The sequence below is a fragment of the Bacillus sp. 2205SS5-2 genome, assembly GCF_037024155.1.
GTDB lineage: Bacteria > Bacillota > Bacilli > Bacillales > Bacillaceae_K > Bacillus_CI.
Genome location: NZ_JAYKTS010000019.1, coordinates 19,113 through 44,698, shown reverse-complemented (window position 1 = coordinate 44,698; position 25,586 = coordinate 19,113). Strand labels below are relative to the sequence as shown.

Sequence of the window (25,586 nt, the reverse complement as noted above, 5' to 3'; positions counted from 1 at the left end):
TTTAGTATTTGTAAAGGAGCATAAATTATGATAGATTCTCAATTATTTACTTATTATCAACAACTTTGGAGTAATCGAACCATACCATTTGATGAGGGAGAAGAAGCACTCGCCCTTGTAAAAGCAATCGAGAGTGAACTTCTAGATGAAGCCACACACCCAAGAGTTAGAAAAACACCTTGGGAAAAATACTGTCGGGCATATAATCGTGTGCTAAAATCTGACCTACCAAACAAGGCTCAAGTGTTTTTAGTTTTCAAATATGAGGATGTTTATCTTGAGCTGAAAAAAAGAAATTGGAAACCGCATGAACAATAACTTTGCTCGTTAAATCTCTCCCTCCCTATCTTGAAAAAGCGGCAATGACGTTATCTAGATGGGAAGGGGTGTTAAAAGTAATGTAGTAGAATAAAGGAAAAAGTCTCTAACAAGATCTTGAATTAATCGTGGAAATCCTAATAGTTGAAAAAATACCAGTATAGGTATATGATAATGAAAAATATTATTGGAGGTATCTTTTCAATGATCCTACTCCTATTATTAATAATTGGAATTTCTTTCTCTATACATTATCGCTATACTCCTACTAATTGTAAGAAAAAATCATGCCAGACTTCATCAGACTTAACATGGATTGATGTCCGTGATTATCAAGAAAGTAATGCTTCACCAGTTGAGTCCAATTTTCACATACCATGTGGGTATATTTATCGCCACAGCCATGAAATAAAGGCAAATCAGGTTGGGGTTATTGCTTCAAGCAAGATAGAGAAAAATGTAGCAGTTAGAATGCTTCGGAAAAAAGGTCTGCAAGTGGTCAATTGTCGAGTAATCCCTGCAGATGTGAGTGCGAAATCGTCTTATCTGAATGTTTCTTGAAGAAAATCAATGGTTAGATTAGGTTAATATCTTTAAATTACTGGTCTACTCACTCGGTTTATTTAAGGTTGATTTCGCAAAATTCTGGCTTTTCAAAATGATATGAGATTTTTATTGGTATGATTTCGAGCTCCTTTCTTTAAGTTTTTTTCGAATACATTGCGGCTATTTCATCTGGTTTTTGATTAAATCTTTCATTTCACTGTTGAATTCCATCAAAAATAGACGGATCTAGCTGCGGTGGCTTGCGGCTCGGGGTCAAATGAATAACCCTCCAGCGATGCAGGCATCACCTCCGAGTTCTTCATTTGCCTGCCGTCCCTGAGCAGCCACTTTCGCATTTCGTGATCCAGCTGCAGTGGCTAGGGACTCGGGCATTTGTCAGCCCACTGCGTGAATCGGGATTCACTACGTGTTCTGCCAGATGCCTGCCGTCCCTGAGCAGCCACTTTCGCATTTCGTAAATGATGCCCGAAACTAAGCTAAATCATAGATAATAGACTGATTCGAAAAGCAATAAACATTGCTAAAACAGCTTTTCCATAAGTGGAATTTTTCATTTCGAGATAAAAAGGAGGAAATCACACAAAAAATTTTCTACCTGTTTTTTCTTTGAGCAATGAGCCACTAAGTTAAGAAAATAATCTATATTAAATAGTTCCTTTCTTTGGAACTGTTTTTTTATTGAACTCGATTAATTGCAGTACAAAAACGAATACTAGTAATGTATTAGCACTATTTTAGGAGGAATTAATAATGGGACAGATTAGAAAAGGAATACCAGCAGATATGGATAGAATTATGGCAATTGTCCAAGGTACGATACACGTTATGGAAGAAAACCAGAATGATCAATGGACAGAGGAGTACCCAAACCAAGAAGTGTTTAGAGCCGACATCTATAAAGAAAATTTATATGTAGCCATTAATGATCAAAATGAACCGGTGGGAATGATTACAGTCGACCAAGAGCAAACACCCGAATATGAATACATTGACTGGCAATCAAACCAAGAAGCATATATTTTTCATCGAATCGCCGTTGATGTAAAGGGGCGAGGTGAAGGAATCGCATCAAATTTAATTCAGCATGCCGAAAAAATTGCGGTTCAGGAAGGAGTACCATATATGAGAACAGATACATACAGCAAAAATAAAAAAGCACAGGCATTATTTGAAAAAAACGGGTATAAGAAGGTAGGGACGATTCCGACTTTGTTTGGCAAAAATCAACCTTTCTATGCTTACGATAAGATTCTCTCTAAATAGGGTCATTTAGGCAAATAAAGCGTTGAGAGTTGCAATGCATCTTCAATGAGAATAGTATTGAGATAATGCCAATGTAGTGGAGAGGATTTTTTTGAGCCAAAAAGTAATTTTAATAACCGGTAGCGCAAAAGGACTCGGAAAAAAAGTTGCTGAGCACTTCGCCGCACTCGGTCATACGATTATTATTAATTACCGTCATAGCAAGGATGCAGCAATGTCTTTCGTCGAATACCTCCAACAAACATACTGCATTGAAGCAAAAGCCATTCAATGCGATGTTTCTGATCCTGAAAGCTGTGAGAGGATGGTGCATGCGATTCTCAATGATTTTCAGCGAATCGATATTTTGATTCATAATGCAGGACCTTACATAAAAGAACGCAAAGCCCTTGTTGAATATAGTCAAGATGAGTGGCAATATATCTTAAATGGTAATGTGAGCTCAGCTTTTTACCTTTCTAAGTTGATTATTCCAGTGATGAGAAAGTGGAAATGGGGTCGTATTATTACATTTGGGTATGATCGAGTGGAAACAGCACCAGGTTGGATTTATCGTTCAGCATTCGCTGCTAGTAAAGCTGCACTTGCCTCATTAACAAGAACCATATCGATTGAAGAAGCCCCCAATGGCATCACGGCTAACATGGTGTGTCCAGGAGATATACTGGAGGACTGGAAGGAAAGCGATATCGCTACTTCTCGAGGAGTAGAAGATAGCGAAGTACCTATTGGGCGCCCAGGAACAGGAGAAGATATTGCTCGCACAGTCGGTTTTTTATGTGAAGAAAAGGCTGATTTTATTACTGGTAGTATTCTACCAGTAACCGGAGGAAAAGATGTATTAAGGAAAATATATCACGAAAAAGGCTGATACACGGGTATCAGCCTTTTTCGTAAAGTAATGGAGAATGTAAATTAACAGTGTTTCTAACCTTGCATCATGCCCAAGTTAACACGTCTCTAATAGGGCTTTTAACCTTAAGCTTTTCTTAAATGAGCAAGGTGTTTTCTGCGTTGAACAAGATGGAGTCGGCCGGATAAAGTTAACGCACCTGCCGTTAAGCCAGCGATTAAGCCGATCCAATATCCAAAGGGACCAAAAGAGGTGTAGGTAGCGAGTACATAACCCAGAGGCAATCCAATAACCCAATAGGAAATTAACGTCATCATAAAGGTCACATTGACATCTTTATAGCCGCGCAGTGCTCCTTGTACAGGAGCCTGAACCGCATCTGATAATTGGAAGAATAGCGCATACAACAAAAACTGGGCAGCGAGTGTAGCCACTTCAGGTGAATCAGTATAGATGAGGGCGACCGCATCACGTTCAAAGAATAAAAATAAACCAAATCCCCCGGCGAATAAAAGGGCGGTAACAACCCCCATGATGGCGTAGGATCTTGCATCAGAAAACCGTTTGGCTCCAACTTCAAATCCAACCACAATCGTAAGAGCAAGTGATATGCTTAAAGGAATCATATAGAGGAAAGAGGCGAAATTTAGCGCAGCTTGGTGGGCTGCAATCACAACTGCTCCGTATTCATCCATAAATAAAGTAACCGCAGAAAAGATACTTGTTTCAAAGAAAATTGATAAGCCAATGGGTAGTCCAATTACAAAAATTTCTTTCCATTTACTTAAGGAAATTGGAAACAAGGAACTGAAAATTTGATATTTTTTAAACGGCTTCTTCGTTTGTATGATCCAAATCGAAATAAACATCATCGACCAATAAGTAATAGAAGAAGCGATACCTGCTCCTACACCCCCTAATTCAGGAAACCCAAATTCACCAAAAATAAAGACATAATTAAAGATGAAGTTAATGGGCAAGGAAGATAATGTGATCAGCATCGAAACCCTTGTAAACCCTAACGCATCAATAAAAGATCGCAAAACACTTGTAACAAATAACGGAATCACACCAAAGGATAGGGCGAGTAAATAGGTCTTAGCGATGGTCATGGTTTCCGAAGACAGAGCTAAGCTGTCTAAAAGTGGACTCAAAACAAGAAATCCTCCAATTAAGACGACAATGGAAAGGGCAAGGGAGGCATAAACCCCTTGTATGACAGAGAAGGAAACGTCACCATCGTTTTGAGCACCTACATTTTGAGATACAATGGGTGTAATTGATAAAAGAATGCCTGTTAATCCGGTAAAAACAGGAATCCAAAGCGATGAACCGATTGCGACTCCCGCTAAATCAATATGAGAATATTGTCCAGACATCATCGTATCGAAAAAGCTCATCGAGAACATTCCAAGTTGTGTAATAAGAATGGGAACTAATATAATAAAAAATCGAGAAAGTTTTTCTCTTGTGGAAAATGTTTGCATCATAAAGAGATCTCCTTTTACACATCTAGTAAGCACATACATAGCTAATGTGGTAAATTATAGCACAGGAAGCTCATTTTAAAAGCATTTGAATAATTCAGTTTTTTGTGTAAAAGAGAGCTGATTGACATCTTCAGAAAGGAGACAGATATGATATCAATCATTGAGTGGATATGGGGGATATTTCTCATTTGGTATGTAGTAGGGTTGGCGTTAGTCGGCTTTAATTTGCTACCGCTAGGTTTAGAATGGGCCAACGCTGTGTTTTTGTATTTAGCGGGTACTGTAGCCTGTATTTATTGGCTATTATCTTTTACTAAACGGATGTTTATATTCCTATTTGTGCTATTCGTGTTTGGAATAACTATTTTTGCTGAATTTCTAGGAGTGAAGTATGGATTGATTTTTGGTCAATATCACTATGAACAGGATTTTGGCATTCAAATTTTGGGTGTCCCTCTTACGATTGGATTCGCTTGGGTTATGGTCATTGTTACGAGTATGGCGTTTTTTATTCCTTTGCTCCAACTAAATAAAACGATATCAAGGGGCATTCTCTATGCAGTAGGGACGTCATTGCTAGCGGTGACGATGGATTTAATAATTGATCCTGTGGCTTTCATTGTAAAAGAATATTGGATTTGGGATGAAGGAGGAGTATATTATAACATTCCTACGAAAAATTTTTTTGGTTGGTTTTTCGTGTCTTTTTTCTTACAATCTCTTATCTATATTTTTGTCTCAGAAAAAACCTTCAATTCCGATTCAGTGTGGGAACGTCGAATGAGACTATTATATTTACTCGTTTTAGGAATGTTTCTTCTAACAGCCGTTGTAAATGGATTACTAGTGGGTGTAACGATAACAATGATTAGTTTTATTTTGGCCATGTCATTCAGGAAATGGAGTGTGCACAATGAATAATCTTAAAAAAAGTAAATATTTTCAAAAGCGATTATCCCTATATATAACCTTTCAATTAAAACGTAAATTTCATGCCATACATATTGTAGATGGACGAAAAAAAGCTTCTGCTAGGTCGAAATTATATCTTGTGAATCATTCCTCCTGGTGGGATGGTTTGATTATTTTTTATTTAAATCATTTGCTCATTAAGGAAGATAGCTATGCCATGATGAGTGCCCAAGGACTGATAGATCATCCTTTTTTTGAAAAAATCGGTGCATTCCCAGTGGATCCATCTTCTCCTAAAAATATGGTAAAGTCATTACAGTTTGCGGAAAAGTTATTGGATGAACAGAAAAGCTTGTGGATTTTTCCTCAAGGAAAAGAAGAACATGTAGAAAAAAGACCCTTAACCTTTATGAATGGAGCGAGCTACTTAATTTCAAAAAAGCAATCTTTAGTTGTAATCCCGGTAGCAATGTATTATTCGTTTAGGCATTATGAGAGACCTGAACTTTTCATTCGCATAGGTGAGGAAACACTGATTAAGAAAGCTAATTACCAAAGTCGAGATGATCTAACGGTAGAGCTACAAACTAAAGTGGAAGGTTTGTTAAATCACATTCGAGCTGATCTCATAGAAGAAAACATAGTTGATTATGAGAATCTGCTAAAAGGTTTTCAAACTTTAAGTGATTTACCGACTACGGTGAAAAGGTTCTTTCATAAGGGGGAGTCTTCTTGATCTTTATTTTGATAGGGCTATTAACACTAAGTATCCTGTTTACAATTGTAAATATCCAAACTATGCCGAGTTTAAAACGGATTGACCAGAACGAAAAATCCCTAGTCTCGGTTCTTGTTCCACTTCGAAATGAAGAAAGAAATGTTCCTGAATTAATACAGACACTAAAGAATTTATCGTATACACACACTGAATTTCTCCTCTTGGATGATCAATCAACGGATCAGACGAACCGTTTATTATCTACAGCAATTGCCGGAGACAACAGGTTTCGTCTTATGGACGGTGTTTCGTTGCCAAATGGCTGGGTCGGAAAAGTTCATGCATGTCATCGCTTAGCTTCGGAGGCGGAAGGGGACTATTTCTTTTTTCTTGATGCTGATATTTCTGTCGGTAAAGACGCTGTTCAACAAGCCCTCTACTTGATTAAGACCTATCAATCGAGTATGGTTAGTGGATTTTCACATTTCCAAACGAAACCTTTTCTAGCAAAGTTGTTAGTTCCGTTTCAACATTTTTTCGTCTTTACCTTGCTACCAAATCTAATAAGTAATCGAACGAAGTGGTCGGCATTTACCGCTGCTCATGGTGCATTTATGTTTGTTGAATCCAAAGCATATCAACAAGTGGGGGGACACAAGGCGCTAAAGAACTCTCTACTGGAGGATGTACACTTCGCTCGTTTACTGAAGAAAAAAGGCTACCGCGTAACCCTTGCAAATATATCGAGAGTCTCAACCTGTAAAATGTATGAAACGAATCAAGAAGTTTGGCAAGGATTTCTTAAAAATATATACATTGGCTTAGGGAAATCACCTTTTGCTGTTGGGGTCTTTACATTAGTGTATTTTACCTGTTATGTATTGCCTCTCGGATTGGCTCTTGCTGGTTTCATAACAGGAAGCCTGTTACTGATCGTTCCGTTGCTACTCACCTTCTTACAAACCGGACTAGTGGACGTAGCGAATAGGGGCGAACGATGGCATTTTTTACTCACTCCGTTTGCTAGTGCGACGTTGATTATCTTGCTTTGGGCCTCCATGATTCGCTTTTTAGGACAGCAAGGAGTGGAGTGGAAAGGAAGAACATACTTATGAAAAAAATTCTTATCGTAGGAGCAGGACTTGGTGGTTTAGCTGCAGGAATTACACTTCAGCATAAGGGTTATCAAGTAGAAATTATTGAACAAAACGCTCACGCAGGTGGGAAAATGATGCCAGTAGAAATCGATGGGTACTCCTTTGACTATGGCCCAAATACGATCACCATGCCCCGAGTGTTTCAAAATGTAGTTGCAGAAACGGGCGAAAATCCTGACGACTATTTCTCATTTCTGAAATTAAATGCACATACTGTAAATCAATGGGAAGATGGAACAATTTTTCAGCAAACAACGGACGTAGCCAATATGCTCGCTCAATTTGAGGAGTTGGATGAAAAGGGTAGTAGAGCTTATCCGGACTATTTAGCAGAAGTAGAAAGGATATATAAGGAAGCCGAACTATCATTTTTTTATGCGCCATTTACTTCTTGGAAGGACTATCTTTCGCTACGATTAGGCTTTGCACTGATGAAGGTTCGCCCGTTTGAGAAGTTAGCACATTTTCATGAACGCTATTTTTCCAATGAAAAGATCTTAATGACATTTAATCGCTATGCCACCTACATCGGATCTTCTCCTTACCAATGCCCAGCAACCTTTTCGTTGATAGGTCACCTTGAAATGAATGAGGGCGTGTATTACACTATCGGTGGCAATACGAATATTGCCAAGGGTTTTCTCAAACTCTTTCAAAAGCTCGGCGGCAAGGTGACGTTTGATACGAAAGTAGAAAAAATATTACTCAAGAATAAGAAGGCATATGGTTTGCTCCTATCCAATGGGGAGAAAAGGGTAGCTGCTGAAATAATCATTAATGGAGATTTTATTACTGCTTCAAAAAAATTATTAACTGAAGCAGAACGCCCAAGTCTTACTGATGAAAAATTAGATGCCTATGAACCTTCGATTTCGGCATTTGTTATTTTAGCTGGTTTAAATCAGCGACAAGAACAGGTTCATCATCATCATGTTTTTTTTACAGGAGACTATCATTCTGAATTTGAAGATATTTTCCTCCATCATAAACTACCGGATGATCCAACCATTTACGTTAGTCATTCAGTAAAAACCGATCCTGAGAGATCGAAGGGCAGTAATTTCTTTATTTTAGTCAATGCACCGGCTATCGAAATGAACGAAAAACAAATTTCTGCGTACAAAGAGAAAGTGTATGATAAGCTAGAAAGGATGGGTGTCCCCATTCGACAGTATCTTGAGGTCGAGAAAATCTACCCGCCTCAATTTATTCGCGATACATTTTCAGCGTATAAAGGTGCATTGTACGGTGTTTCTTCACATAGCATGAAGGACAGTTTTTTACGTCCGTTCAATCAAAGTAGAGATATAGAAAATCTCTATTATGTTGGGGGCACGACGCATCCAGGTGGAGGCTCGCCAATGGTGACGATTTCAGGAGTCAATGTAGCAAAACGAATTGTCTTGAAAGACCATAAGCAAACTACTAAAGAACGGAGTAAGATAGATGAATAAACGAATATTATTTACAGGCGGTGGTTCCGCCGGGCATGTTACGGTGAATGCAGCTTTAATTCCTTTTTTTCTAGAACAAGGTTGGAAAGTGTCATATATAGGATCTAGAAATGGCATTGAAAAAGAGATCATTACGGAAGGGTTTTGCCAGGTACCATATATCGGCATTTCTAGTGGTAAACTGCGCCGGTATTTTTCTTGGAAGAATTTTTCCGATCCTTTTCGCGTGATGAAAGGCTTTGTAGAAGCGCTTACGGCGATCAAAAAGGAAAAACCTGAAATTATTTTCTCAAAAGGTGGTTTTGTGTCCGTCCCAGTTGTGATGGCAGCTAAAATGGCAGGGGTCCCAGTAGCAGTCCACGAGTCTGACTTCACTCCTGGGCTAGCGAATAAACTCGCTGCCCCATTTGCGACCAAAATATTTACGACTTTTCCAGAAACGGTCAAACATCTACCAGAGGAAAAAGCTGTTTGTGCAGGTGCGGTGATTCGACGAGAGCTATTTGCAGGGGAGGCGAAAAAAGGACGAAGATTAGCTGATTTTCATAGTGCTAAACCCATTCTACTCGTAATGGGCGGTAGCTTAGGAGCAAAGAAAATCAATGAATCCGTTCGATCCAATTTAGAAGAACTATTGAAAACATTCCAAATCCTACATATTTGCGGGAAGGGGAATATCGATTCGACGATTGCTCGCGAAGGCTACAAGCAATTTGAATACGTGACCACCGAATTGCCTGACTTCATGGCTGCTACTAGCTATGTTATTAGTCGAGCAGGATCCAACTCAATTTTTGAATTTGTCGCATTAAAAAAACCGATGTTACTTATTCCCCTTTCCCGTCAAGCAAGTCGAGGTGATCAAATCGCTAATGCAGATTCGTTCGTGAAACAAGGCTATGCTCTCAAATTAGAAGAAGAAGAACTAACAAGTGATAGCTTTTTAACAGCAGTTCGTCAACTAAAGGAAAAGCAATCTGATATGGTTCAAGCCATGGAAACGTCAAATGGTGCTCTCACAATCGAAGAAATGTACACACAGCTAACGTCGATGATAAAGACAAAAGGTTAGACAAAAAAGAGCTACTCTCTGTAGCTCTTTTTTGTTGAGGCTGTTTTCGCAAAGTTTCTTGCTTTAAGTATCAATTTATTATCTACGAATTAGATTTATTTTGGGAATCATTTCATCTGTTTTTAATGGAAATCAACAGTGAAAGGGGGGAAGTAGTCAAAAATTAGAAGAAAAAGCAAAATGTATACGAAAAGAGCCTTCATTAAAAAAAGTGATGGAATCCTTAAATACTCCAACCTCTTTGGTATTCAATATTTATTGTTATTTCACTTGCTATAAATGTGGGAAATAAGGTGTTGTTTAGCTTGATTTTTTGTATTTTCTCCTCAGTATATACTGACTCAATTAATACTATGAGCTTTTCGCGTGCTGTTTCCAGTAAGTGTTAGTTTGCGAATTAATAGAAGATGTTTCTATTGTTCATTTGCGATAATCTTTATTGCTAAGAACACGTTAGCAGGCTTTTGTTAAGTGCTTTGTATCCAATTATCCAAATACTTGAATGAGCTTCAGAATGGATTTTCGTCGTAGCGCTGTTATTCGATCCAAGCTATCCCGCACTACTCTAGTCCTCAGTCTGGAAAAGGATTACAAAAATCATCATTTGTTATTTTTTTTTGAAAAACTCGATAAAGCGCTCCGTGAAATTCTTGCAAATGTTTGTTGAGTAAAGCAATGGTTCTGAAATCTCTAGTTTGGATAGTTTTCAAACGAAGCCCCTCTAGTCAGACGCGTTGTTAGGCTTCAAGAGCTTGAATTTCTTGGTCTTCCTCAGGATGACGTAAAATATGAAGAGTATATAAATCTTTAGGAATTTCGTAAAGATCATAAATATCTCCAGCGTGATTTAACTGTTGATACAGATGAGCACGTGTTTCATTAGCTTTTACAACATAAGGAAGTTTTTCGGCTGCTTTTCGAGAGCGAGGATTCTCTTTGCGAATACGCATAAAAATCGTTTCCATTCCGAGGTCATAAAAAAGTTCTTGAAAAAATGCGTCTTTAGCAGGAACATTATATCCTTTCCCATGAAACGGTTTTCCAAGCCAAGTGCCAAGGAAGCCTGCTGCTTCTTCGATATCAAATAGGTTAATAGTACCGATGGCATTGCCCCATTCATCCAAAATGGTTCTAGAGATCAGTTCTCCGCTTTCTTCAGCTTCCATCGTTTTCTTTGTCAAAAAGACAAATTCATCATAAGAATATGCTTTATGACGCACAAAAGGGAAGACATCCGGGTGCGCCATTAGCTCATAAAGGTCATGACATTCGTGTAAGTCACGTTTTTTAAGCATTTTTTTCCCTCCACTAGAGGGCAGTCGGATAGAGAATCCGAATACCACCCTCGAAATTTTTCATTAGCTAACATAAAAAATTTCGGGGTGGGAATCGAACCCACTAGAACCGACTTGTATCGGTGGCGCACCATTTGCCTTCCCTCAATTGCACACAATATTTCACTAAGTCAATATGCGAATTGATTCGTATATTTATTTGTTTATTTTCGTATCATACTAAAAAAAAATTCTTTTTGCTACTATTAATTTTATTTTTTTATAAGAAATAATTCCCAAGGATTCTACAAACTATGAAACACCACTTCGCCATTAATCATCGTAAGGATAGGCTTTGCCATAAATTGAAATGGATGGTGATTCCAAAGGACAATATCAGCGTCTTTGCCTTCTTCAATACTGCCAACCCGATCATCGACTTTCAAGTTTCGAGCGGGATAAATGGTGATAGTTTTTAAGGCGAGGTCTTCATCTAAACCTTCTCGAACGGCAATGGCTGCACAAATATTCAAATACTGAATCGGGGTGTAAGGGTGGTCAGTCGTGATGGATACCTCCACCCCATGTTTCATAAGGCTCCAGTAAGTGTTCCAACTTTTGTTTTTTAGTTCCACCTTTGATCTCCTTGTAAAGGTAGGGCCGACAGTCACTTTTAAATCTAAATTAGCTAACTCTTCAGCAATGAGATGTCCTTCTGTACAATGCTCGATGCGTAAATCAAGATTAAATTCTTGCGAAAAGCGAAGTTCTGATAAGATATCATCTGCTCGGTGTGCATGAATACGAACCGGAATTTCGCGTCTTAAAGCTTGAATGATAGGTAATGACCGAAGATTTTCTTCATTTGTCTTGTAGAAGGCACGGGAAAAGGCTTCTCGAAGCATCCCCATAATCCCCATCCGGGTAATGGAATTTTCTTTTCCATTGGAGTGAATTCGTTTCGGATTTTCTCCAAGAGCGATTTTTAATCCAGAAGTAGATAAAATGATCATATCTGATACGTTTTTACCGGTTGTTTTTAAAACAGTCGTCGTCCCTCCGATGACATTAGAACTACCTGGCATGACATTAACCGTGGTGACGCCATATTTTAATGCATCTTGAAAGCCTGGATCCAATGGATAGACTCCATCGAAAGCACGAATCTGTGGGGTAAGCGGATCAACAGTTTCATTTGCATCATTGCCTGCCCAGCCTGTTCCCTCGTCATATAAACGGAGATGAGTATGCGCATCGATAAAGCCAGGGAAAAGATGGGCTCCTTGACAATCGAAGACTTTCATTTCAGGAGTTGCGGGTATCGAAGGAGCCATTTTTGCGATGGATTTGTCAATCACCATCACGTCTCCTTGAAAAGAAGAAGACGTGATGGGGTAGACGAGTGCATTTTTTAATAGAATTTTCATTGTCTTTTCTTCTTCCTTCCTTGTAGTTTCATTGGTATGAAATGCGCTATATAATTCAATAACCATAAGAATGATCCTATTGAGTGGTAATTTCGTTCAATAAAGGCTGTTTTCGCAAAGTTTGTGGCATTTCGAACCAGTCTATAAACGTTGATATAGTTTTGTTTCGGGCATCATTTCGTCTATATTTGACGGAAATCATCAGTGAAATGGGCAATTTAATTAAAAATCAGATGAAATACCACAATGTATACGAAAAGAGCCTCAATAAAAGACAATAAGATGCCACGTGACCTTTCTTTTTCAATCAGAATATAGACTTTTTTGAAAAACAATAATCCTTCGAAAAAAGCCTTGTTAAAGCTTCTTATAAGTAATTCAATCCGTAAATTTTTGTCTATAAGTTCTTTGTGTGTATCGGAGTATATGAAAAGATTTACAAGTTGGTTTAGGCAACTATCGCTATGAAGCTATTATTTTCTTTTTTGATAGTTCCAAAGAAAAAAGAGAAGAAGAGAAAATAAAGCAAAGGAGATGACAGGCTTGACATACGGTCCTGCGATCGTTTCAATTTCTACCCAGTGCTGACCCAGTTTCATGCCTAATAATAGGAATAACACGGTCCATGGAATCATAGCTCCAATCGTATAAACTGTAAATGATCGTGCATTCATGCGACTGACACCTGCTGGGATAGAAATCGCATGCCGGACAATTGGAATGAAGCGGGCAAAAAACACCACCACATTCCCGTAACGTTCGAACCATATTTCTGATGCATGAAGATGCTTCTGAGAGATCAACAACCATTTACCGTATTTCTCAAAAAAGGGTCGTCCACCTAAAACGCCAAGATAATACAAAAATAATTGAGCCAGTGTACCACCGACTACTCCAGCGACGAGTGCGCCGAGAAAGTGAATTTGATTGGTTGAAACTAAATATCCTCCGTAGCTTAAAACGATTTCACTTGGGATTACTTCAATCATCAAAAGAAGGGCAATTCCGATATAATTCCAATTACCTAGCCATAACACAATATTTGTTATATATTCCTCCACAAAATCGCCTCCTTAAAATAAGCCACTCCACTGCCCCACTAGCACGATGAACCCAAGTGCCCATACATAATAAGAGAACACTTTTAATGATGAGGTCTTTAATATTTTCAACATATACACCATAGCAAAATAGCCGAATAGAGCAGATGAAACAGTGGCAATGAATAAGGCTTGGAGGCTAATGCTTTCGAAATGACCGGAAAACAAATCCTTAGCTTGAAAGACAATACCTCCTAGAATTGCTGGAGTGGAAAGTAAAAATGAAAAATAGGCTGCGGTTTCTCTATCAAGTTTTCGAAATAATCCAGCTGCGATAGTGAGGCCGGATCGAGAGAGAGCAGGGAAAATGGCCGCTGCTTGAAATATGCCAATAAATAATGCATCTCCGTATTGGAGAGAGTGAATCGTCTTATGTCCATTCTTAATATCATCCGCAAAATATAAAATCAATCCGGTGATGAGAAACTCCCATCCAATCGTGCTTCCTGTTTGACTAATTTGATCAAAGTAGTCTTCAAATGAAATGCCGACAATGACTGCTGGAATCGTTCCTATGACCAATAGACCACTCAATTTGGAAAACGGATGAGTCAAAATATATAGCAATTCCTTATGAAAAACGACCAAAACGGCAAGTAATGTACCCAAATGTAACATCGTATCTAAAAATAAACCCGCTTCATCTAACCCGAAGGCATGACGGCCAAGATATAAATGTCCAGTACTTGATATCGGTAAAAATTCGGTTAAACCTTGAATCAAGCCTAAAATAAAAGCTTCAAAAGTAGTCAGCAATCTTGTCCCTCCTTTTGGACAACTCATCTCTACACATATATTCAAAAACGTCGACCCTCATTCCTTGAATATCGATGAAACTAAATTGAAGGATGTTCATATAATAAGGAAGGAAAACAAAACAAAAGAATAGAAGAAAGAATTTGAACAACAAGGAGAGATTCAATGCCTTCTCAAGATGAACGACTATTGGCGTCTGCGATTTATGTCATTAGTTTTTTTACCGCGGTTTTAGGTCCGATCGTTATTTGGCTTTTGAAAAGAGATGACTCAGAATTTATTGACTATCATGGAAGAGAGTATATAAATTTTTTCCTTTCTTATACGGTCTATGGGATTATTTGTTCGATCCTTGTGATAGTCTTAGTTGGAGCATTATTATGGGTGGTGCTCGGCATATTTTTAGTCGTATTTCCAGTTGTGGCAGCAATTAAAGCCTATGAGGGAGAGCGATACAAAATCCCTTTCGTGTTTCGTCTTCTGTAAGAAAAAAATTCAGAATAGAACTTTGGAAGTGTAAAATAAAGGATTGTTGGTACAGATATTGAATGTAAACAAGGGTTAATTTTCATGTTCTACCTCAGACCAGATGAGGTTGATCTTTCAAAACGATCACTCGCAGTTTTAAAGTTTTTCATGTCCACTCTTAATGTGAGGATTTTTCCTAAACTTTGAAGATTGAGTTTCAAAAAATAAAAGGCATCATTATTTAGAGGAAATAAATTTGATCCAAACAGATCCACGAAGTCTATCCCTATTGAGATTTTTTGACTACAACCAAATGTATCATTCTCTAGGAAAGGCTATTTTCGCTAAGATTGTTGCTGTTAATCCATTAGATAAACGTGATATTAATCGGTTTTTCAATAAACATTTCAAAAAACATTTCAAAAAACCATAAGGAGGTTACTGTCTGTGTACGAACTAAAAACAAAAGAAAAGGATAACAGTGTTATGGAGTTTATTGAAAATGTTGATAACCCCAGAAAGCGAGAAGATGCTTATCGCTTACTCGACATTTTCACGGAAACTACCGGGTATCAAGGGAAAATGTGGGGACCTAGTATTATCGGTTTCGGGTCGTATCATTATCGTTACCCAACAGGACATGAAGGAGATGCTCCACTCGTTGGCTTCTCGCCACGAAAGGCAAAAATCAGTCTATACTTTGCTACTGGAGATACGAAAAGAGATGAATTATTAAACAAATTTGGTCAACATACCTCAGGAAAAGCTTGTGTGTATATTAATAAAGTAGCGGACATTGAAGTGGACGTTTTGCAGGAATTAATCCATCAGTCTACTTCCTTTTTACGAGAGATGTATCCGGAATAACTCGATGCAAAGAAGATGAAAGCTCTTTTTTTCACTTTTGCTGACTAGGATAGAATTCTAATATATGAAAAAAGATTTAAAAATTGCAAAGGACAAACAAATGTTGGTTAGGCAGTGCGTCCTTTTTTGCATTGTGACCCCAAAAGTAACGTTTTTATTAAGGATCCGTGGATGAATACAACAGGAAACAGATGAGGAGAACAGAAGTCATGGTTTCGATGTCCATAATGGCAGGGGTATACTATGTGTTTGATGAAATTCCAAACAAACTCGTTCCTTATGATTACGACACTTTTCTTTCAAATCAGACGGAATTTGTAATTGGAACGACGGATTGTCAAACGGGTCAGTCGAGGTATTTTACTAGAAGTGATTATCAAAATGATTTGTTGCAAATTATTCGTGCATCCGCCTCTCTGCCAGTCGTAGCACCAATCGTAGAGTATGCACCCTATAAACTGTTAGATGGGGGGATAGCAGATCCTGTTCCAATCCTTAAAACGCAACAAGATGGCTTTCAAAAAAAGTTGTCATCTTAACAAGAAATGCCGAATATCAAACGAGCCTCTGTTAAAAAAGAAGTGCAAACAATATCCAAAACTAATTGAAACCACGAAAAGTCGGTATTTTGTGTATAATCAAACCATAGCTTCCTTAGAAGAGCAAGTAAAACAAGGGAATGTCCTTTTGATCCGCCCTAAACAACCATTGAAAGTAGGGAGAATTGAAAGAGATACGACCAAGCTTGAAAGCCTTTTTTAGAAGGATTTCGTGATGGATTAGAAGCATTGATAGATTTACAGAGATTGCGGGATAATGCTGACGCACTCTTCTATAACTGATCTACTGACCTCTACAATTAGTTTGTGGAGGTTTTGAAATGTCTGCATAACTCTGTATGAAAAGTTCTACTAAATCAATTCATTACTGCATATGCTTTATTAATAAATGGCTGTTTTCGCAAAGAATGTGGTTTTTCGAATTAGTCCCTATTTCGAGATGAAGAGTGATTTCGGGCATTTTTTCGTATTATTTTTAACTCGAGATGAGGAAAGAAAAGTGTGTTCACATCCGTTTTTATATGCTAGAGCCACAAAGCATGCGAAATGAGCCTAATAGATAAAGTGAAAAATCCTAGGTTTATGAAGCAAATGACTCTAAGTCGGTGATACAAGTCAGTTAGAACGACTGAAAAAGGAGCAAAACATGACCATCGTGGATATATATAATCAGTTAGCTGGGAGATATCTTAGATTGAGTGTCTTTGCGCTGTTTTTGAGTGTATTCTATCTTTTTCTGATCAGTCAAAAGGTAGACTTGATTTACAGTATATCGATGATTCTATCAACTGCATTCATGTTCATTTCAATTCTATATCAAATGCAAGCAGAATCTTCGTTTAGAGTGTCTAAGAAAAATAGGATCAGATGCCGAGCAAAAGGTCAACAGTTAGTGGCAATTAAATGGAAAAACCACTGTGTGAATTTTTATAATACAAATGGCCAAAGAGTCTATCATTCAAAAGCCGTTTTTTTAAATCAAAAAGAACTCCATTTTCTCTTATACAATGAAAATAACCTTCTCCTACACGGAAAACTAGTTGATGGAGAAATTAACCTCTCTCATTCTCATGAAATGGGAGGGAAAAGAATTGATATATGTTTGGAAAATGAACAGATCATTTTTAAAAAACAAAAAATTGCTCTTGCACATTTAATGAAAGACTTTATGCCAACTTCTTTGCAAGTACTTTTTGACCCATCCTCGCATGTATTAGCCTTTCACATAAAAACACCAGAATGGGAGAAAAGGATGATCTTACTATTGACGCATTTTATCATAAAAAATCAAATTAAATTAAAAAATTATGATTAAAATGATAGTCATTAGGGAAGAAGAAAGAATATTTAACTAGGTTTCCGAAAAGAATTCTCTCACTTCAAGGAATGTGAAGGGCGTAGCCCAATGAGTATGTGGGAGATGAATTTTCGGTTGGCGTCAGCCAAAGTATTTGTAGCTATTAGTAAATTATGTTAAAATCAGTCTGTACATACATAAAGGTTGATAACATAATGAAATTAGATAGTAATAAACATTCAGTCTTTCTTTTGCACTATCATCTAGTATTGGTAGTGAAATATCGTAGACAAATATTTGATGATAGTATGTCCAACTATGCAAAAGATATTTTTGTGAGAATAGGCCAGTCGTATAATATTTCGGTTGAAGATTGGAATCACGATAAAGACCATATACAGGTCATGTTCAAGGCACATCCTAATAGTGAATTATCCAAGTTTCTAAATGCTTATAAGAGTGCCAGTTCTCGATTGATAAAACGTGACTATCCCTTGGTTCGAAAAAAGCTTTGGAAAGAAATGTTTTGGTCAAGAAGCTTCTGTTTGATTACAACGGGCGGTGCTTCCATAGAAACAATCAAACAGTCCATTGAAAAGCAAGGTAGGAAGTAGGTGTTGGTAATGTTGAAAGCATATAAGTATCGTCTCTATCCAAATAAGGAACAACGAATATTGTTCGCAAAAACCTTCGGATGTGTGCGTTTGGTGTATAACAAAATGCTTGCTGATAGAATCGATTCTTATAAAAAATCTCAAGAATGCATAGACAAATCCATTAAACATCCTACTCCTGCACAATATAAAGCTGAATTTCCGTCTCTAAAGGAAGTGGATAGCCTTGCTTTAGCAAATGCACAAATGAATCTAAACAAAGCATACGCTAATTTCTTTCGTGATAAGTCCACTGGATTTCCAAAGTTCAAAAGCAAAAAAGACAATCATCATAGGTATACGACCAACAACCAAAAAGGAACTGTTCGCATTGAAAACAGTTATATCAAACTTCCAAAGTTGAAAACAATGGTAAGAATCAAGCAACATAGACAATTTTCTGGGCTGATTAAGTCTGTTACAATTTCTCAAACTCCAACAGGAAAGTATTTTGCTTCTGTTTTGGTGGAGGAAAACGAACAGTTGTACCCTAAACTTGATACAATGGTTGGCATTGATGTTGGATTGAAAGACTTTACAATATTGTCTAACGGTACAAAATACGAAAATCCTAAATGGTTGAGAAAGGCTGAAAAAAGACTAGCTTTTCTTCAACGTTCTTTGTCAAGCAAAAAGAAAGGGTCTAGTAATAGAACTAAAGTTAGACTACAAGTGGCTAAACTTCACGAAAAGATTACCAATCAACGAAATGATTTCCTTCACAAAGTAAGTAATGAAATCACAAACGAAAACCAAGTGATTGTGATTGAAGACTTGAAGGTGAAAAATATGATAAAGAATCATAAGTTGGCAAAAGCAATCAGTGAAGTCTCTTGGGCTAAATTCAGAGAATATCTTGGCTACAAAGTAATGTGGAAAGGTCGTGATTTGATTATCGCGCCTAAGAATTATGCTAGCAGTCAATTATGTTCGTGTTGTGGTTACAAAAACAAAGAAGTGAAAAATCTCAAACTTCGTGAATGGGATTGTCCTGAATGCCATGTCCATCATGATAGAGACATAAATGCAAGTATCAACTTGCTAAAATTAGCCATGTAAATGGTATCTTCCATAGGGGGAGGAACTACCCTCATAGTTTGGTAAATATAGATAGCTAAAAAAGGATCTACTTCCCAAGAAGCACCCACTTCAAACGAACCGTAAGGGTGTTAAGTGGCGTGTAGTTCACGGATAAGGAAATTCAATTCAACCAAGATTTTCTTTACTCATCTGTAAATCTGAATGTAAATGCATAAAACCAATCAGTTAAAAAAACAAAATGTGTAAATGTCTTAGATGAATCAGTAAGTATCTAGGCATTGCCATCTTAGTCCTTCATTCATTGACATAAAGCTACCCATTTCCGAATGGAAGAATTTCATTAAAGGAGTAAGTACCAAACTATCATAACTGCCGGGGTATAGTAGCTTTTTCACATTGCTGAAGGGTGTTGTAAGTTTCTTAATTTGTAAAAGAAGGGACGAGTTGCTTCGTGCACTCGTCTTTTTTTATGCGAAAGTATATTCGTATTCATTGATGTTATTCAAATTAATTATTGATGGATTCCTTTTTTTTACTACCTACGTTTAAATATAGCCCAAGTAATAACAAGAAACAAAGTTATAACACAGTTAGTAATCTAGTTCGAAGAACAACAAAATTTGCGAAAAAGATTTATTTGAAGTGTGATAACGGAATTCAAAAAATGAAATTGGTTTCTTGTTCTACATACACCATTCAATGAAAAGCTAAGCATTATGGCAACAAATTTTTCTCCAAGTATCAATTGTTCATACTATACTCTAGATATGGTATAGTAATAGTAATTCAATAGGTTATCCTTCGGGGCTGGGTGGAATTCCCAACCGGCGGTGATGAGCGCTAGCTCTTAGTCCGTGACCCGCATTTTGCGGTGGATTTGGTGAAACTCCAAAGCCGACAGTTAAAGTCTGGATGGGAGAAGGAACTCTGCGAAAATAGTATTATTTTTCGCCTATTTAGTCATGCCATTTGCCCTGAGTGATCATTACGCTCAGGTTTTTTGTGTTTTTATTTAAAAGTTCATATATTTGAATGAACGTTAGAGGAGCTGATTGTGTGCATGAAATCTATATGAAAACAGCGATCTCATTAGCTTTAGCGGCCAAAGGACAAACCTCCCCAAATCCAACTGTAGGTGCAGTTGTTGTGAAGGATGGGAAGGTCATAGGTTCAGGAGCTCATTTACAAGCTGGACAGGCACATGCAGAGGTCTATGCCCTTGAGCAAGCTGGTGAAGATGCGAAAAATGCGGATATATATGTCACGTTAGAACCGTGTGCCCATTTCGGAAAAACACCTCCTTGTGCAGAGTTGATTGTTTCAAAAAAAGTTAAACGAGTGTTTATTGCTACTCTAGATCCAAATCCGTTAGTAGCTGGTAAGGGTGTATCCCTACTGGAAAGCGCTGGAATCGATGTTGAAGTTGGGCAGATGGGAGCAGAGGCAAGAGATTTGAATAAGGAATTTTTTCATTATCTCTTACATAAAACTCCGTATGTCACTTTAAAGGCAGCAATGACGCTTGACGGGAATATCGCTACTTCGACAGGGGATAGCAAGTGGATCACTTCAGAGCTCGCAAGACAAGATGCCCACCAATATCGTCATTGGCATGACGGCATATTGGTAGGGATTGGCACCATTTTACACGATAACCCCAACCTGACTACGCGATTGCCCCGCACAGGAAATCACCCTATTCGAATTGTTTTAGACACTCATTTACAAATCCCGCTTAACAGCCATGTAGTGCAAGATGGGTTAAGTGAAACTATCGTCATTTGTGGTAACCAAGCATCATTACAAAAAGAAGCAGAATTAGCAAGTCGTAATTGTGTCATCATAAGAAGTCCAATCGACGAGGTGTCATTACTATTTGTTTTAAAAGAACTTGGTAAGAGACAGCTTACTTCTTTGTTGGTTGAAGGGGGAGCGAGTATTCACGGTAGCTTTTTATCTGAAAAATTATTTCAGCGACTTATTTTATACATGGCTCCAACGATTATTGGCGGGCAAAATAGTCTTAATGTGTTCGGTGGAAACGGCGCTGAGACTATTTCAAATGGATTGTCCCTCACATTTGAAAGTATTGAATTTGTTGGGGAAGATTTGAAAATTATTGCTAAGCCAAAAGGGAATGAGGTCGAAAAATGTTCACAGGTCTGATTGAAGAAATAGGCGTGATAGGAGCAGTAAGCAAAAAAACGGAATCGATGGAATTGTACATAAAATGTAGCACGATTCTTTCTGGCTTGGCCATTGGTGACAGTATAGCTGTGAATGGTGTGTGTTTAACGGTAACCACATATACTCCGTCTAGTTTTACAGCAGATGTGATGCCAGAAACCTTTCATGCCACTTCTCTAAAAGTCCTTCCACTAGGGTCAAAAGTGAACTTAGAAAGAGCCATGAAGGCAAATGGTCGTTTTGGCGGTCATTTTGTATCAGGACATGTAGATACAACCGGCGTCATCAAAAGAAAAGAATATATTGAGAATGCACTCTACCTAAATATTCACCTGCCAAAAGAATTCATGCAATATATGATGGAGAAAGGATCGATTGCGATTGATGGAACTTCTCTAACGATATTTTCTGTCAATGATCAGGAAAGTTGCGTTACGATTTCACTCATTCCCCAAACGCAAAAAGATACGAGTTTAAGCAGCAAAAAAAAGAACGATGTTGTAAACATTGAATGTGATATGATCGCAAAATATTTGAATCGACTCCTGAAGAAAGAGAACGGTTCATCCACATCTAATTCATCGATAAATGTTCAATTTTTAAAACAACATGGATTCACAGAATAGGAGGGAATTTTGATGTTTCATACGATTGAAGAAGCTGTAAAGGATCTAACTGAGGGGAAAATGGTGATCGTCGTTGATGATGAGGACCGTGAAAATGAAGGAGATTTTGTCGCACTTGCGGACAAAATTACTCCAGAAACGATTAACTTTATGATCAAAGAAGGTCGTGGTTTAGTATGTGTGCCTATCACCCAAGACAAAGCAGAACAACTTGATCTCCCTTACATGACGAGTCAAAATACCGATTCACACGGAACAGCTTTTACTGTTAGTGTGGATCATATATCCACTCATACGGGTATTAGTACTTTTGAAAGAGCAACTACAATTTTAGAGTTAATGAATGACTCTTCAGACGCCAAAGAGTTTAAAAGACCAGGGCATATTTTTCCTTTAGTCGCTAAAGAGGGTGGAGTATTAACTCGTGCAGGCCATACCGAAGCAGCGGTAGATTTAGCGAAAATAGCTGGTTCTAAACCCTCAGGAGTCATTTGTGAAATTATTAAAGAAGATGGGCAAATGGCTCGCTTACCCGATCTGACTCAACTTGCTGAGAAATTAGATTTAAAAATCATTACCATTCAAGACTTAATCTCGTATCGCCGGAAGAATGAAGCACTCATTCAAAGAGAAGTTGAAATTCAACTACCTACCGCATTCGGAGAATTTCGTGCGATTGCCTACACAGAAAAATTGACCAATAAAGAGCATATCGCACTTGTAAAAGGAGAGATCAACGAGGAACCTCTTTTAGTTAGAGTTCACTCAGAATGTTTAACTGGAGATGTATTTGGTTCAAATCGTTGTGATTGTGGCCCCCAACTAGAAGCTGCTTTGCAACGGATTGAAACAGAAGGTTCCGGTGTTCTATTATATATGCGACAAGAAGGAAGGGGTATTGGCTTAATTAATAAGTTAAAGGCGTACAAGCTTCAAGAAGGAGGTCTTGATACGGTAGAAGCAAACCATAAATTAGGCTTTGAGGCTGATTTGAGAGACTATGGTATTGGAGCGCAAATTTTACGTGATTTAGGAATTAAAAAGATGAATTTGTTAACCAATAATCCTCGTAAAATAGCAGGAATCAAAGGATATGGGCTGGAAGTGGTTGAGAGAATTCCGATTCAAATAGATTCTAATAAAAACAATCAAAAATACCTAAGAACTAAGCAAATGAAACTTGGGCATATTTTTCAATAATTTATTACCGTAATCAGTGTAGCTATTTGATTTACAATTGGATGGAACCCTTGATTATTCAGGGATTTCGTTTAATAAACTATGAAAAGATATCCCAAAAACTAAAATTTAAATGATATGTTTACGGCTGCCAAAACAGCGAACAATAATAAGGAGGAAACAATCATGGCAATCTATGAAGGTAATCTAGTAGGAACAGGTCTGAAAATTGGAATCGTCGTTGGTAGGTTTAATGAATTTATTACAAGTAAACTTCTAAGTGGAGCTCAGGACGCTTTACTACGTCACGGGATGTCAGAAGAAGATATCGACATTGCTTGGGTCCCAGGAGCGTTTGAAATTCCGTTGGTCGCTAAAAAGATGGCTCAAATGCAAAAATATGATGCTATTATCACCCTAGGGACGGTAATTCGCGGGGCAACTCCTCATTTTGAATACGTGAGCAGTGAAGTGGCAAAAGGAGTGGCGAATGCTGGAATGTCAGAAAATACTCCTGTAATCTTTGGGGTGCTCACCACTGATTCTATTGAGCAAGCCATTGAAAGAGCAGGTACGAAAGCAGGAAATAAAGGATGGGAAGCGGCTGTTTCTGCGATTGAAATGGGAAATCTATTGCGTTCGTTTCAATAAGAATTTGGTAGGAAACTGGCGATAATTCGTCAGTTTCCTACCATTTAATGGACAAAGAGATATTCCTCAACAAATCGACAAACTTCTTCTTGATTTAATTTAGTCTTATTTTTTAGAATTACTTCAGATTTCTTGAGATAGGGTAAACAATACTTGATTTTTTTCACTTCTTTAAGAGAAAGATCACCAGCGACAAGCTTCAACGAAATATCTTTAACCCTTGGATCTTCGGATTGGAACAAAATGAATGCAATGCAACTGATTTTATCCATATTTTCCACCTCTCGAAAACGTATGTTCTTACATTATTAAATTCGCTAAATAAAGCAAATTTTCCTTTTTTTTTGTGAAAAAAATTGAAAATTTAGATATTTTAGTGAATTTCACTTGATTACAAAGCATATACCGACATTCCTCTACCGTATTAAGTGAGAAAAATAGGTGAGGAATCTATGGTAAAGGATATATCAAGAACAATGTTACTTTACGCATTCATTGTTGCTCTAGTATAGACAAATGGCCGGAAACCTTCCTCTCTTTCCATACATCGGATTAACAATGATGCGAAACGTCTCCGAATCCTTGCTTCATCACGATCTATGGATTATTGCGAAAAGCAACACTCGTTACTAAAACAGCTTTTGGTAAAGTATTGTACGAAATCCATAATAAAAGAGAGTTTCCCATTGGAAATTAGATTGAATAGCAATAATCTACATGCAAAAAGCGATATTAAATTAGAGGAAAACTGATATAAAACATGGGTATCGTCTGACACTCTGATAAATCGTTGAACATCATAAAGACGTAATAGAAATGGTAGTTTATCATCTATTCCCATAAGAAAATGTCTAGTATCTCTTGTTCTAGCCAATAAAATAAAGGAAGAAAGATAAATTAAAAGGAGGTTGTCTTTTGAAAAAAATTGGTGAAATTTCAAAAATTTTTCGGTATCCTGTTAAGTCATTTGAAGGAGAATCGCTTCAAAAAATTCTTGTCACCCTATATGGACTAGAGGGTGATCGTTATTTTGCTATTAAAGATGCAGATAGCCAGGGATTGTTAAGTCAATCTGAAATTCCGGAGCTGATCAATTTTAAAGCTTCCTTTCAAAGTGATCATTCAGAAGAAGTGGTAATCAAGGACCGAAAAGGTAACCACTTTAATTGGGGGACACCATCTTTAAAGAAAGTGATTGAAAGATTCTACCAACAACCAATCGAGTTCGGTTCTTTAGAAAGTGTTCAAAAAGAGGCAGGGTTATATAATGACGTAGCACCAATCTTAATAATTACGACAAAAAAATTAAATACGCTTAAAGCACTTTGGGGAGAAGAGGTAAACTTACTACGCTTTAGGGCGAACTTTCTTGTGGAATTGGAAGATGATGTTGAGGAAGAGACCTTACTAGCAAGCGATATTACAATTGGGGATGTGGTACTTCAACCGCTGGAAGAATGCGAAAGATGCAATATGATTACCATTGATCCTGTAACGGGAGTGAAAACTCCTGCTCTCCATAAAGCTGTGGCGAAAGAATTCAATAATCGATTTGGCATTTACTATTCGGTGAAAACACCTGGGAATATAGCGGTGAATACATCTCTGTATATTTAATTGGAGTGGGATTTGACCATTTCTTGCTGAAATAGGAATTAACAGCTTTGAAAAATAAGAGGTCAGACCATTGGCAAAA

Annotated in this window: 26 protein-coding genes, 2 pseudogenes and 1 riboswitch; of the genes and pseudogenes, 22 read left to right on the top strand and 6 right to left on the bottom strand. The window is 37.6% G+C overall.

Going from position 1 to position 25,586, the window contains the following annotated elements; genetic code table 11:
* Positions 1-27 precede the first annotated feature (27 nt).
* The 4 genes from yoyC (at position 28) to U8D43_RS13340 (ending at position 3,019) form a co-directional block, all read left to right on the top strand.
* Positions 28-318, top strand: a complete 291-nt coding sequence (gene yoyC, locus U8D43_RS13355) for a protein YoyC (protein WP_335871678.1) — start codon at positions 28-30, stop codon at positions 316-318.
* A gap of 204 nt (positions 319-522) precedes the next feature.
* Positions 523-879 (top strand): hypothetical protein, encoded by a 357-nt coding sequence (locus U8D43_RS13350; protein WP_335871677.1) that lies wholly within the window; start codon positions 523-525, stop codon positions 877-879.
* Between the two features lie 756 nt (positions 880-1,635).
* Positions 1,636-2,148 (top strand): GNAT family N-acetyltransferase, encoded by a 513-nt coding sequence (locus tag U8D43_RS13345; RefSeq protein ID WP_335871676.1) that lies wholly within the window; start codon positions 1,636-1,638, stop codon positions 2,146-2,148.
* Between the two features lie 91 nt (positions 2,149-2,239).
* Positions 2,240-3,019: an SDR family oxidoreductase gene (locus U8D43_RS13340; RefSeq protein WP_335871675.1), complete on the top strand. Its 780-nt coding sequence runs from the start codon at positions 2,240-2,242 to the stop codon at positions 3,017-3,019.
* Positions 3,020-3,126: 107 nt separating this feature from the next.
* On the opposite strand, the gene U8D43_RS13335 is transcribed toward U8D43_RS13340, so the two are convergent.
* The gene (locus tag U8D43_RS13335; RefSeq protein WP_335871674.1) at positions 3,127-4,491 is read right to left on the bottom strand and encodes an MATE family efflux transporter; all 1,365 of its coding nucleotides are present in this window, start codon (positions 4,489-4,491) and stop codon (positions 3,127-3,129) included.
* 147 nt (positions 4,492-4,638) lie between these two features.
* On the opposite strand from U8D43_RS13335, the gene U8D43_RS13330 reads away from it, so the two are divergent.
* Genes U8D43_RS13330 through murG form a run of 5 tightly spaced genes read left to right on the top strand, consistent with a single transcriptional unit; the run spans position 4,639 to position 9,804 of the window.
* Positions 4,639-5,412: a carotenoid biosynthesis protein gene (locus U8D43_RS13330; RefSeq protein ID WP_335871673.1), complete on the top strand. Its 774-nt coding sequence runs from the start codon at positions 4,639-4,641 to the stop codon at positions 5,410-5,412.
* Positions 5,405-6,139 carry a lysophospholipid acyltransferase family protein gene (locus U8D43_RS13325; protein WP_335871672.1) on the top strand — a complete coding sequence of 245 codons (735 nt, stop codon included), beginning with the start codon at positions 5,405-5,407 and terminating at the stop codon, positions 6,137-6,139. Before U8D43_RS13330 ends, U8D43_RS13325 begins: the two co-directional genes overlap by 8 nt.
* The gene (locus U8D43_RS13320; protein WP_335871671.1) at positions 6,136-7,236 is read left to right on the top strand and encodes a glycosyltransferase family 2 protein; all 1,101 of its coding nucleotides are present in this window, start codon (positions 6,136-6,138) and stop codon (positions 7,234-7,236) included. The genes U8D43_RS13325 and U8D43_RS13320 overlap by 4 nt, the downstream gene beginning before the upstream one ends.
* A complete protein-coding gene (locus U8D43_RS13315) occupies positions 7,233-8,732 on the top strand; it encodes a phytoene desaturase family protein (RefSeq protein WP_335871670.1) in 1,500 nt (499 codons plus the stop codon). The genes U8D43_RS13320 and U8D43_RS13315 overlap by 4 nt, the downstream gene beginning before the upstream one ends.
* The gene (gene murG, locus U8D43_RS13310; protein ID WP_335871669.1) at positions 8,725-9,804 is read left to right on the top strand and encodes an undecaprenyldiphospho-muramoylpentapeptide beta-N-acetylglucosaminyltransferase; all 1,080 of its coding nucleotides are present in this window, start codon (positions 8,725-8,727) and stop codon (positions 9,802-9,804) included. The genes U8D43_RS13315 and murG overlap by 8 nt, the downstream gene beginning before the upstream one ends.
* A gap of 737 nt (positions 9,805-10,541) precedes the next feature.
* Here murG and U8D43_RS13305 read toward each other — a convergent pair.
* The 4 genes from U8D43_RS13305 to U8D43_RS13290 form a co-directional block, all read right to left on the bottom strand.
* Entirely contained in the window at positions 10,542-11,099 is a 558-nt protein-coding gene (locus U8D43_RS13305) for a GNAT family N-acetyltransferase (RefSeq protein ID WP_335871668.1), read from the bottom strand.
* Between the two features lie 284 nt (positions 11,100-11,383).
* On the bottom strand, positions 11,384-12,505 hold the full coding sequence (locus U8D43_RS13300) for an amidohydrolase (protein ID WP_335871721.1): 1,122 nt from the start codon (positions 12,503-12,505) through the stop codon (positions 11,384-11,386).
* A gap of 473 nt (positions 12,506-12,978) precedes the next feature.
* Positions 12,979-13,566, bottom strand: a complete 588-nt coding sequence (uptA, locus tag U8D43_RS13295) for an undecaprenyl phosphate transporter UptA (protein ID WP_335871667.1) — start codon at positions 13,564-13,566, stop codon at positions 12,979-12,981.
* Positions 13,567-13,578: 12 nt separating this feature from the next.
* Positions 13,579-14,358 (bottom strand): undecaprenyl-diphosphate phosphatase, encoded by a 780-nt coding sequence (locus U8D43_RS13290; protein WP_335871720.1) that lies wholly within the window; start codon positions 14,356-14,358, stop codon positions 13,579-13,581.
* 168 nt (positions 14,359-14,526) lie between these two features.
* Between U8D43_RS13290 and U8D43_RS13285 the strand changes: the two genes are divergently transcribed.
* From U8D43_RS13285 to ribH, 11 genes are all read left to right on the top strand, one after another.
* Positions 14,527-14,847 carry a DUF4870 domain-containing protein gene (locus U8D43_RS13285; RefSeq protein ID WP_335871666.1) on the top strand — a complete coding sequence of 107 codons (321 nt, stop codon included), beginning with the start codon at positions 14,527-14,529 and terminating at the stop codon, positions 14,845-14,847.
* 429 nt (positions 14,848-15,276) lie between these two features.
* Positions 15,277-15,696 carry a DUF1801 domain-containing protein gene (locus U8D43_RS13280; RefSeq protein ID WP_335871665.1) on the top strand — a complete coding sequence of 140 codons (420 nt, stop codon included), beginning with the start codon at positions 15,277-15,279 and terminating at the stop codon, positions 15,694-15,696.
* A 209-nt stretch (positions 15,697-15,905) separates the two neighbouring features.
* On the top strand, positions 15,906-16,235 hold the full coding sequence (locus U8D43_RS13275) for a patatin-like phospholipase family protein (RefSeq protein WP_335871664.1): 330 nt from the start codon (positions 15,906-15,908) through the stop codon (positions 16,233-16,235).
* Complete coding sequence (locus tag U8D43_RS21035) at positions 16,207-16,458, top strand: DUF6363 domain-containing protein (protein WP_442893610.1); 252 nt, start codon at positions 16,207-16,209, stop codon at positions 16,456-16,458. Before U8D43_RS13275 ends, U8D43_RS21035 begins: the two co-directional genes overlap by 29 nt.
* A 444-nt stretch (positions 16,459-16,902) precedes the next feature.
* Positions 16,903-17,571 carry a hypothetical protein gene (locus tag U8D43_RS13270; protein WP_335871663.1) on the top strand — a complete coding sequence of 223 codons (669 nt, stop codon included), beginning with the start codon at positions 16,903-16,905 and terminating at the stop codon, positions 17,569-17,571.
* A 197-nt stretch (positions 17,572-17,768) separates the two neighbouring features.
* Positions 17,769-18,167, top strand: coding sequence for an IS200/IS605 family transposase (tnpA, locus tag U8D43_RS13265; protein ID WP_335871662.1), 399 nt, complete (start codon positions 17,769-17,771; stop codon positions 18,165-18,167).
* Positions 18,168-18,176: 9 nt separating this feature from the next.
* Entirely contained in the window at positions 18,177-19,265 is a 1,089-nt protein-coding gene (gene tnpB / locus U8D43_RS13260) for an IS200/IS605 family element RNA-guided endonuclease TnpB (protein ID WP_335871661.1), read from the top strand.
* A gap of 775 nt (positions 19,266-20,040) precedes the next feature.
* Positions 20,041-20,175: riboswitch (FMN riboswitch) on the top strand.
* A gap of 104 nt (positions 20,176-20,279) precedes the next feature.
* Positions 20,280-21,413, top strand: coding sequence for a bifunctional diaminohydroxyphosphoribosylaminopyrimidine deaminase/5-amino-6-(5-phosphoribosylamino)uracil reductase RibD (ribD, locus tag U8D43_RS13255; protein ID WP_442893609.1), 1,134 nt, complete (start codon positions 20,280-20,282; stop codon positions 21,411-21,413).
* The gene (gene ribE, locus U8D43_RS13250) at positions 21,398-22,060 is read left to right on the top strand and encodes a riboflavin synthase (RefSeq protein ID WP_335871660.1); all 663 of its coding nucleotides are present in this window, start codon (positions 21,398-21,400) and stop codon (positions 22,058-22,060) included. The genes ribD and ribE overlap by 16 nt, the downstream gene beginning before the upstream one ends.
* 12 nt (positions 22,061-22,072) lie before the next feature.
* Positions 22,073-23,260 (top strand): bifunctional 3,4-dihydroxy-2-butanone-4-phosphate synthase/GTP cyclohydrolase II, encoded by a 1,188-nt coding sequence (locus U8D43_RS13245; RefSeq protein ID WP_335871659.1) that lies wholly within the window; start codon positions 22,073-22,075, stop codon positions 23,258-23,260.
* A gap of 165 nt (positions 23,261-23,425) precedes the next feature.
* Positions 23,426-23,890 carry a 6,7-dimethyl-8-ribityllumazine synthase gene (gene ribH, locus U8D43_RS13240; protein ID WP_335871658.1) on the top strand — a complete coding sequence of 155 codons (465 nt, stop codon included), beginning with the start codon at positions 23,426-23,428 and terminating at the stop codon, positions 23,888-23,890.
* 44 nt (positions 23,891-23,934) lie between these two features.
* Here the strand turns inward: ribH and U8D43_RS13235 are convergent, their stop codons facing one another.
* Positions 23,935-24,162, bottom strand: a complete 228-nt coding sequence (locus U8D43_RS13235; protein ID WP_335871657.1) for a hypothetical protein — start codon at positions 24,160-24,162, stop codon at positions 23,935-23,937.
* A 643-nt stretch (positions 24,163-24,805) separates the two neighbouring features.
* Between U8D43_RS13235 and U8D43_RS21030 the strand changes: the two are divergent.
* Together U8D43_RS21030 and U8D43_RS21025 are read left to right on the top strand one after the other, a co-directional pair.
* A pseudogene (locus U8D43_RS21030) lies at positions 24,806-25,030 on the top strand (MOSC N-terminal beta barrel domain-containing protein); the annotation flags it as partial.
* A 183-nt stretch (positions 25,031-25,213) separates the two neighbouring features.
* A pseudogene (locus tag U8D43_RS21025) lies at positions 25,214-25,507 on the top strand (MOSC domain-containing protein); the annotation flags it as partial.
* Between the last annotated feature and the right edge of the window lie 79 nt (positions 25,508-25,586).

Bases quoted from the DNA above. Each gene is read 5' to 3' on its own strand.
- yoyC (WP_335871678.1), top strand. From the start codon at position 28: ATGATAGATTCTCAATTATTTACTTATTATCAACAACTTTGGAGTAAT.
- U8D43_RS13350 (WP_335871677.1), top strand. From the start codon at position 523: ATGATCCTACTCCTATTATTAATAATTGGAATTTCTTTCTCTATACAT.
- U8D43_RS13345 (WP_335871676.1), top strand. From the start codon at position 1,636: ATGGGACAGATTAGAAAAGGAATACCAGCAGATATGGATAGAATTATG.
- U8D43_RS13335 (WP_335871674.1), bottom strand. From the start codon at position 4,491: ATGATGCAAACATTTTCCACAAGAGAAAAACTTTCTCGATTTTTTATT.
- U8D43_RS13330 (WP_335871673.1), top strand. From the start codon at position 4,639: ATGATATCAATCATTGAGTGGATATGGGGGATATTTCTCATTTGGTAT.
- U8D43_RS13325 (WP_335871672.1), top strand. From the start codon at position 5,405: ATGAATAATCTTAAAAAAAGTAAATATTTTCAAAAGCGATTATCCCTA.
- U8D43_RS13315 (WP_335871670.1), top strand. From the start codon at position 7,233: ATGAAAAAAATTCTTATCGTAGGAGCAGGACTTGGTGGTTTAGCTGCA.
- murG (WP_335871669.1), top strand. From the start codon at position 8,725: ATGAATAAACGAATATTATTTACAGGCGGTGGTTCCGCCGGGCATGTT.
- U8D43_RS13305 (WP_335871668.1), bottom strand. From the start codon at position 11,099: ATGCTTAAAAAACGTGACTTACACGAATGTCATGACCTTTATGAGCTA.
- U8D43_RS13300 (WP_335871721.1), bottom strand. From the start codon at position 12,505: ATGAAAATTCTATTAAAAAATGCACTCGTCTACCCCATCACGTCTTCT.
- U8D43_RS13285 (WP_335871666.1), top strand. From the start codon at position 14,527: ATGCCTTCTCAAGATGAACGACTATTGGCGTCTGCGATTTATGTCATT.
- U8D43_RS13275 (WP_335871664.1), top strand. From the start codon at position 15,906: ATGGTTTCGATGTCCATAATGGCAGGGGTATACTATGTGTTTGATGAA.
- U8D43_RS21035 (WP_442893610.1), top strand. From the start codon at position 16,207: ATGGCTTTCAAAAAAAGTTGTCATCTTAACAAGAAATGCCGAATATCA.
- U8D43_RS13270 (WP_335871663.1), top strand. From the start codon at position 16,903: ATGACCATCGTGGATATATATAATCAGTTAGCTGGGAGATATCTTAGA.
- tnpA (WP_335871662.1), top strand. From the start codon at position 17,769: ATGAAATTAGATAGTAATAAACATTCAGTCTTTCTTTTGCACTATCAT.
- tnpB (WP_335871661.1), top strand. From the start codon at position 18,177: ATGTTGAAAGCATATAAGTATCGTCTCTATCCAAATAAGGAACAACGA.
- ribD (WP_442893609.1), top strand. From the start codon at position 20,280: ATGAACGTTAGAGGAGCTGATTGTGTGCATGAAATCTATATGAAAACA.
- ribE (WP_335871660.1), top strand. From the start codon at position 21,398: ATGTTCACAGGTCTGATTGAAGAAATAGGCGTGATAGGAGCAGTAAGC.
- U8D43_RS13245 (WP_335871659.1), top strand. From the start codon at position 22,073: ATGTTTCATACGATTGAAGAAGCTGTAAAGGATCTAACTGAGGGGAAA.
- ribH (WP_335871658.1), top strand. From the start codon at position 23,426: ATGGCAATCTATGAAGGTAATCTAGTAGGAACAGGTCTGAAAATTGGA.
- U8D43_RS13235 (WP_335871657.1), bottom strand. From the start codon at position 24,162: ATGGATAAAATCAGTTGCATTGCATTCATTTTGTTCCAATCCGAAGAT.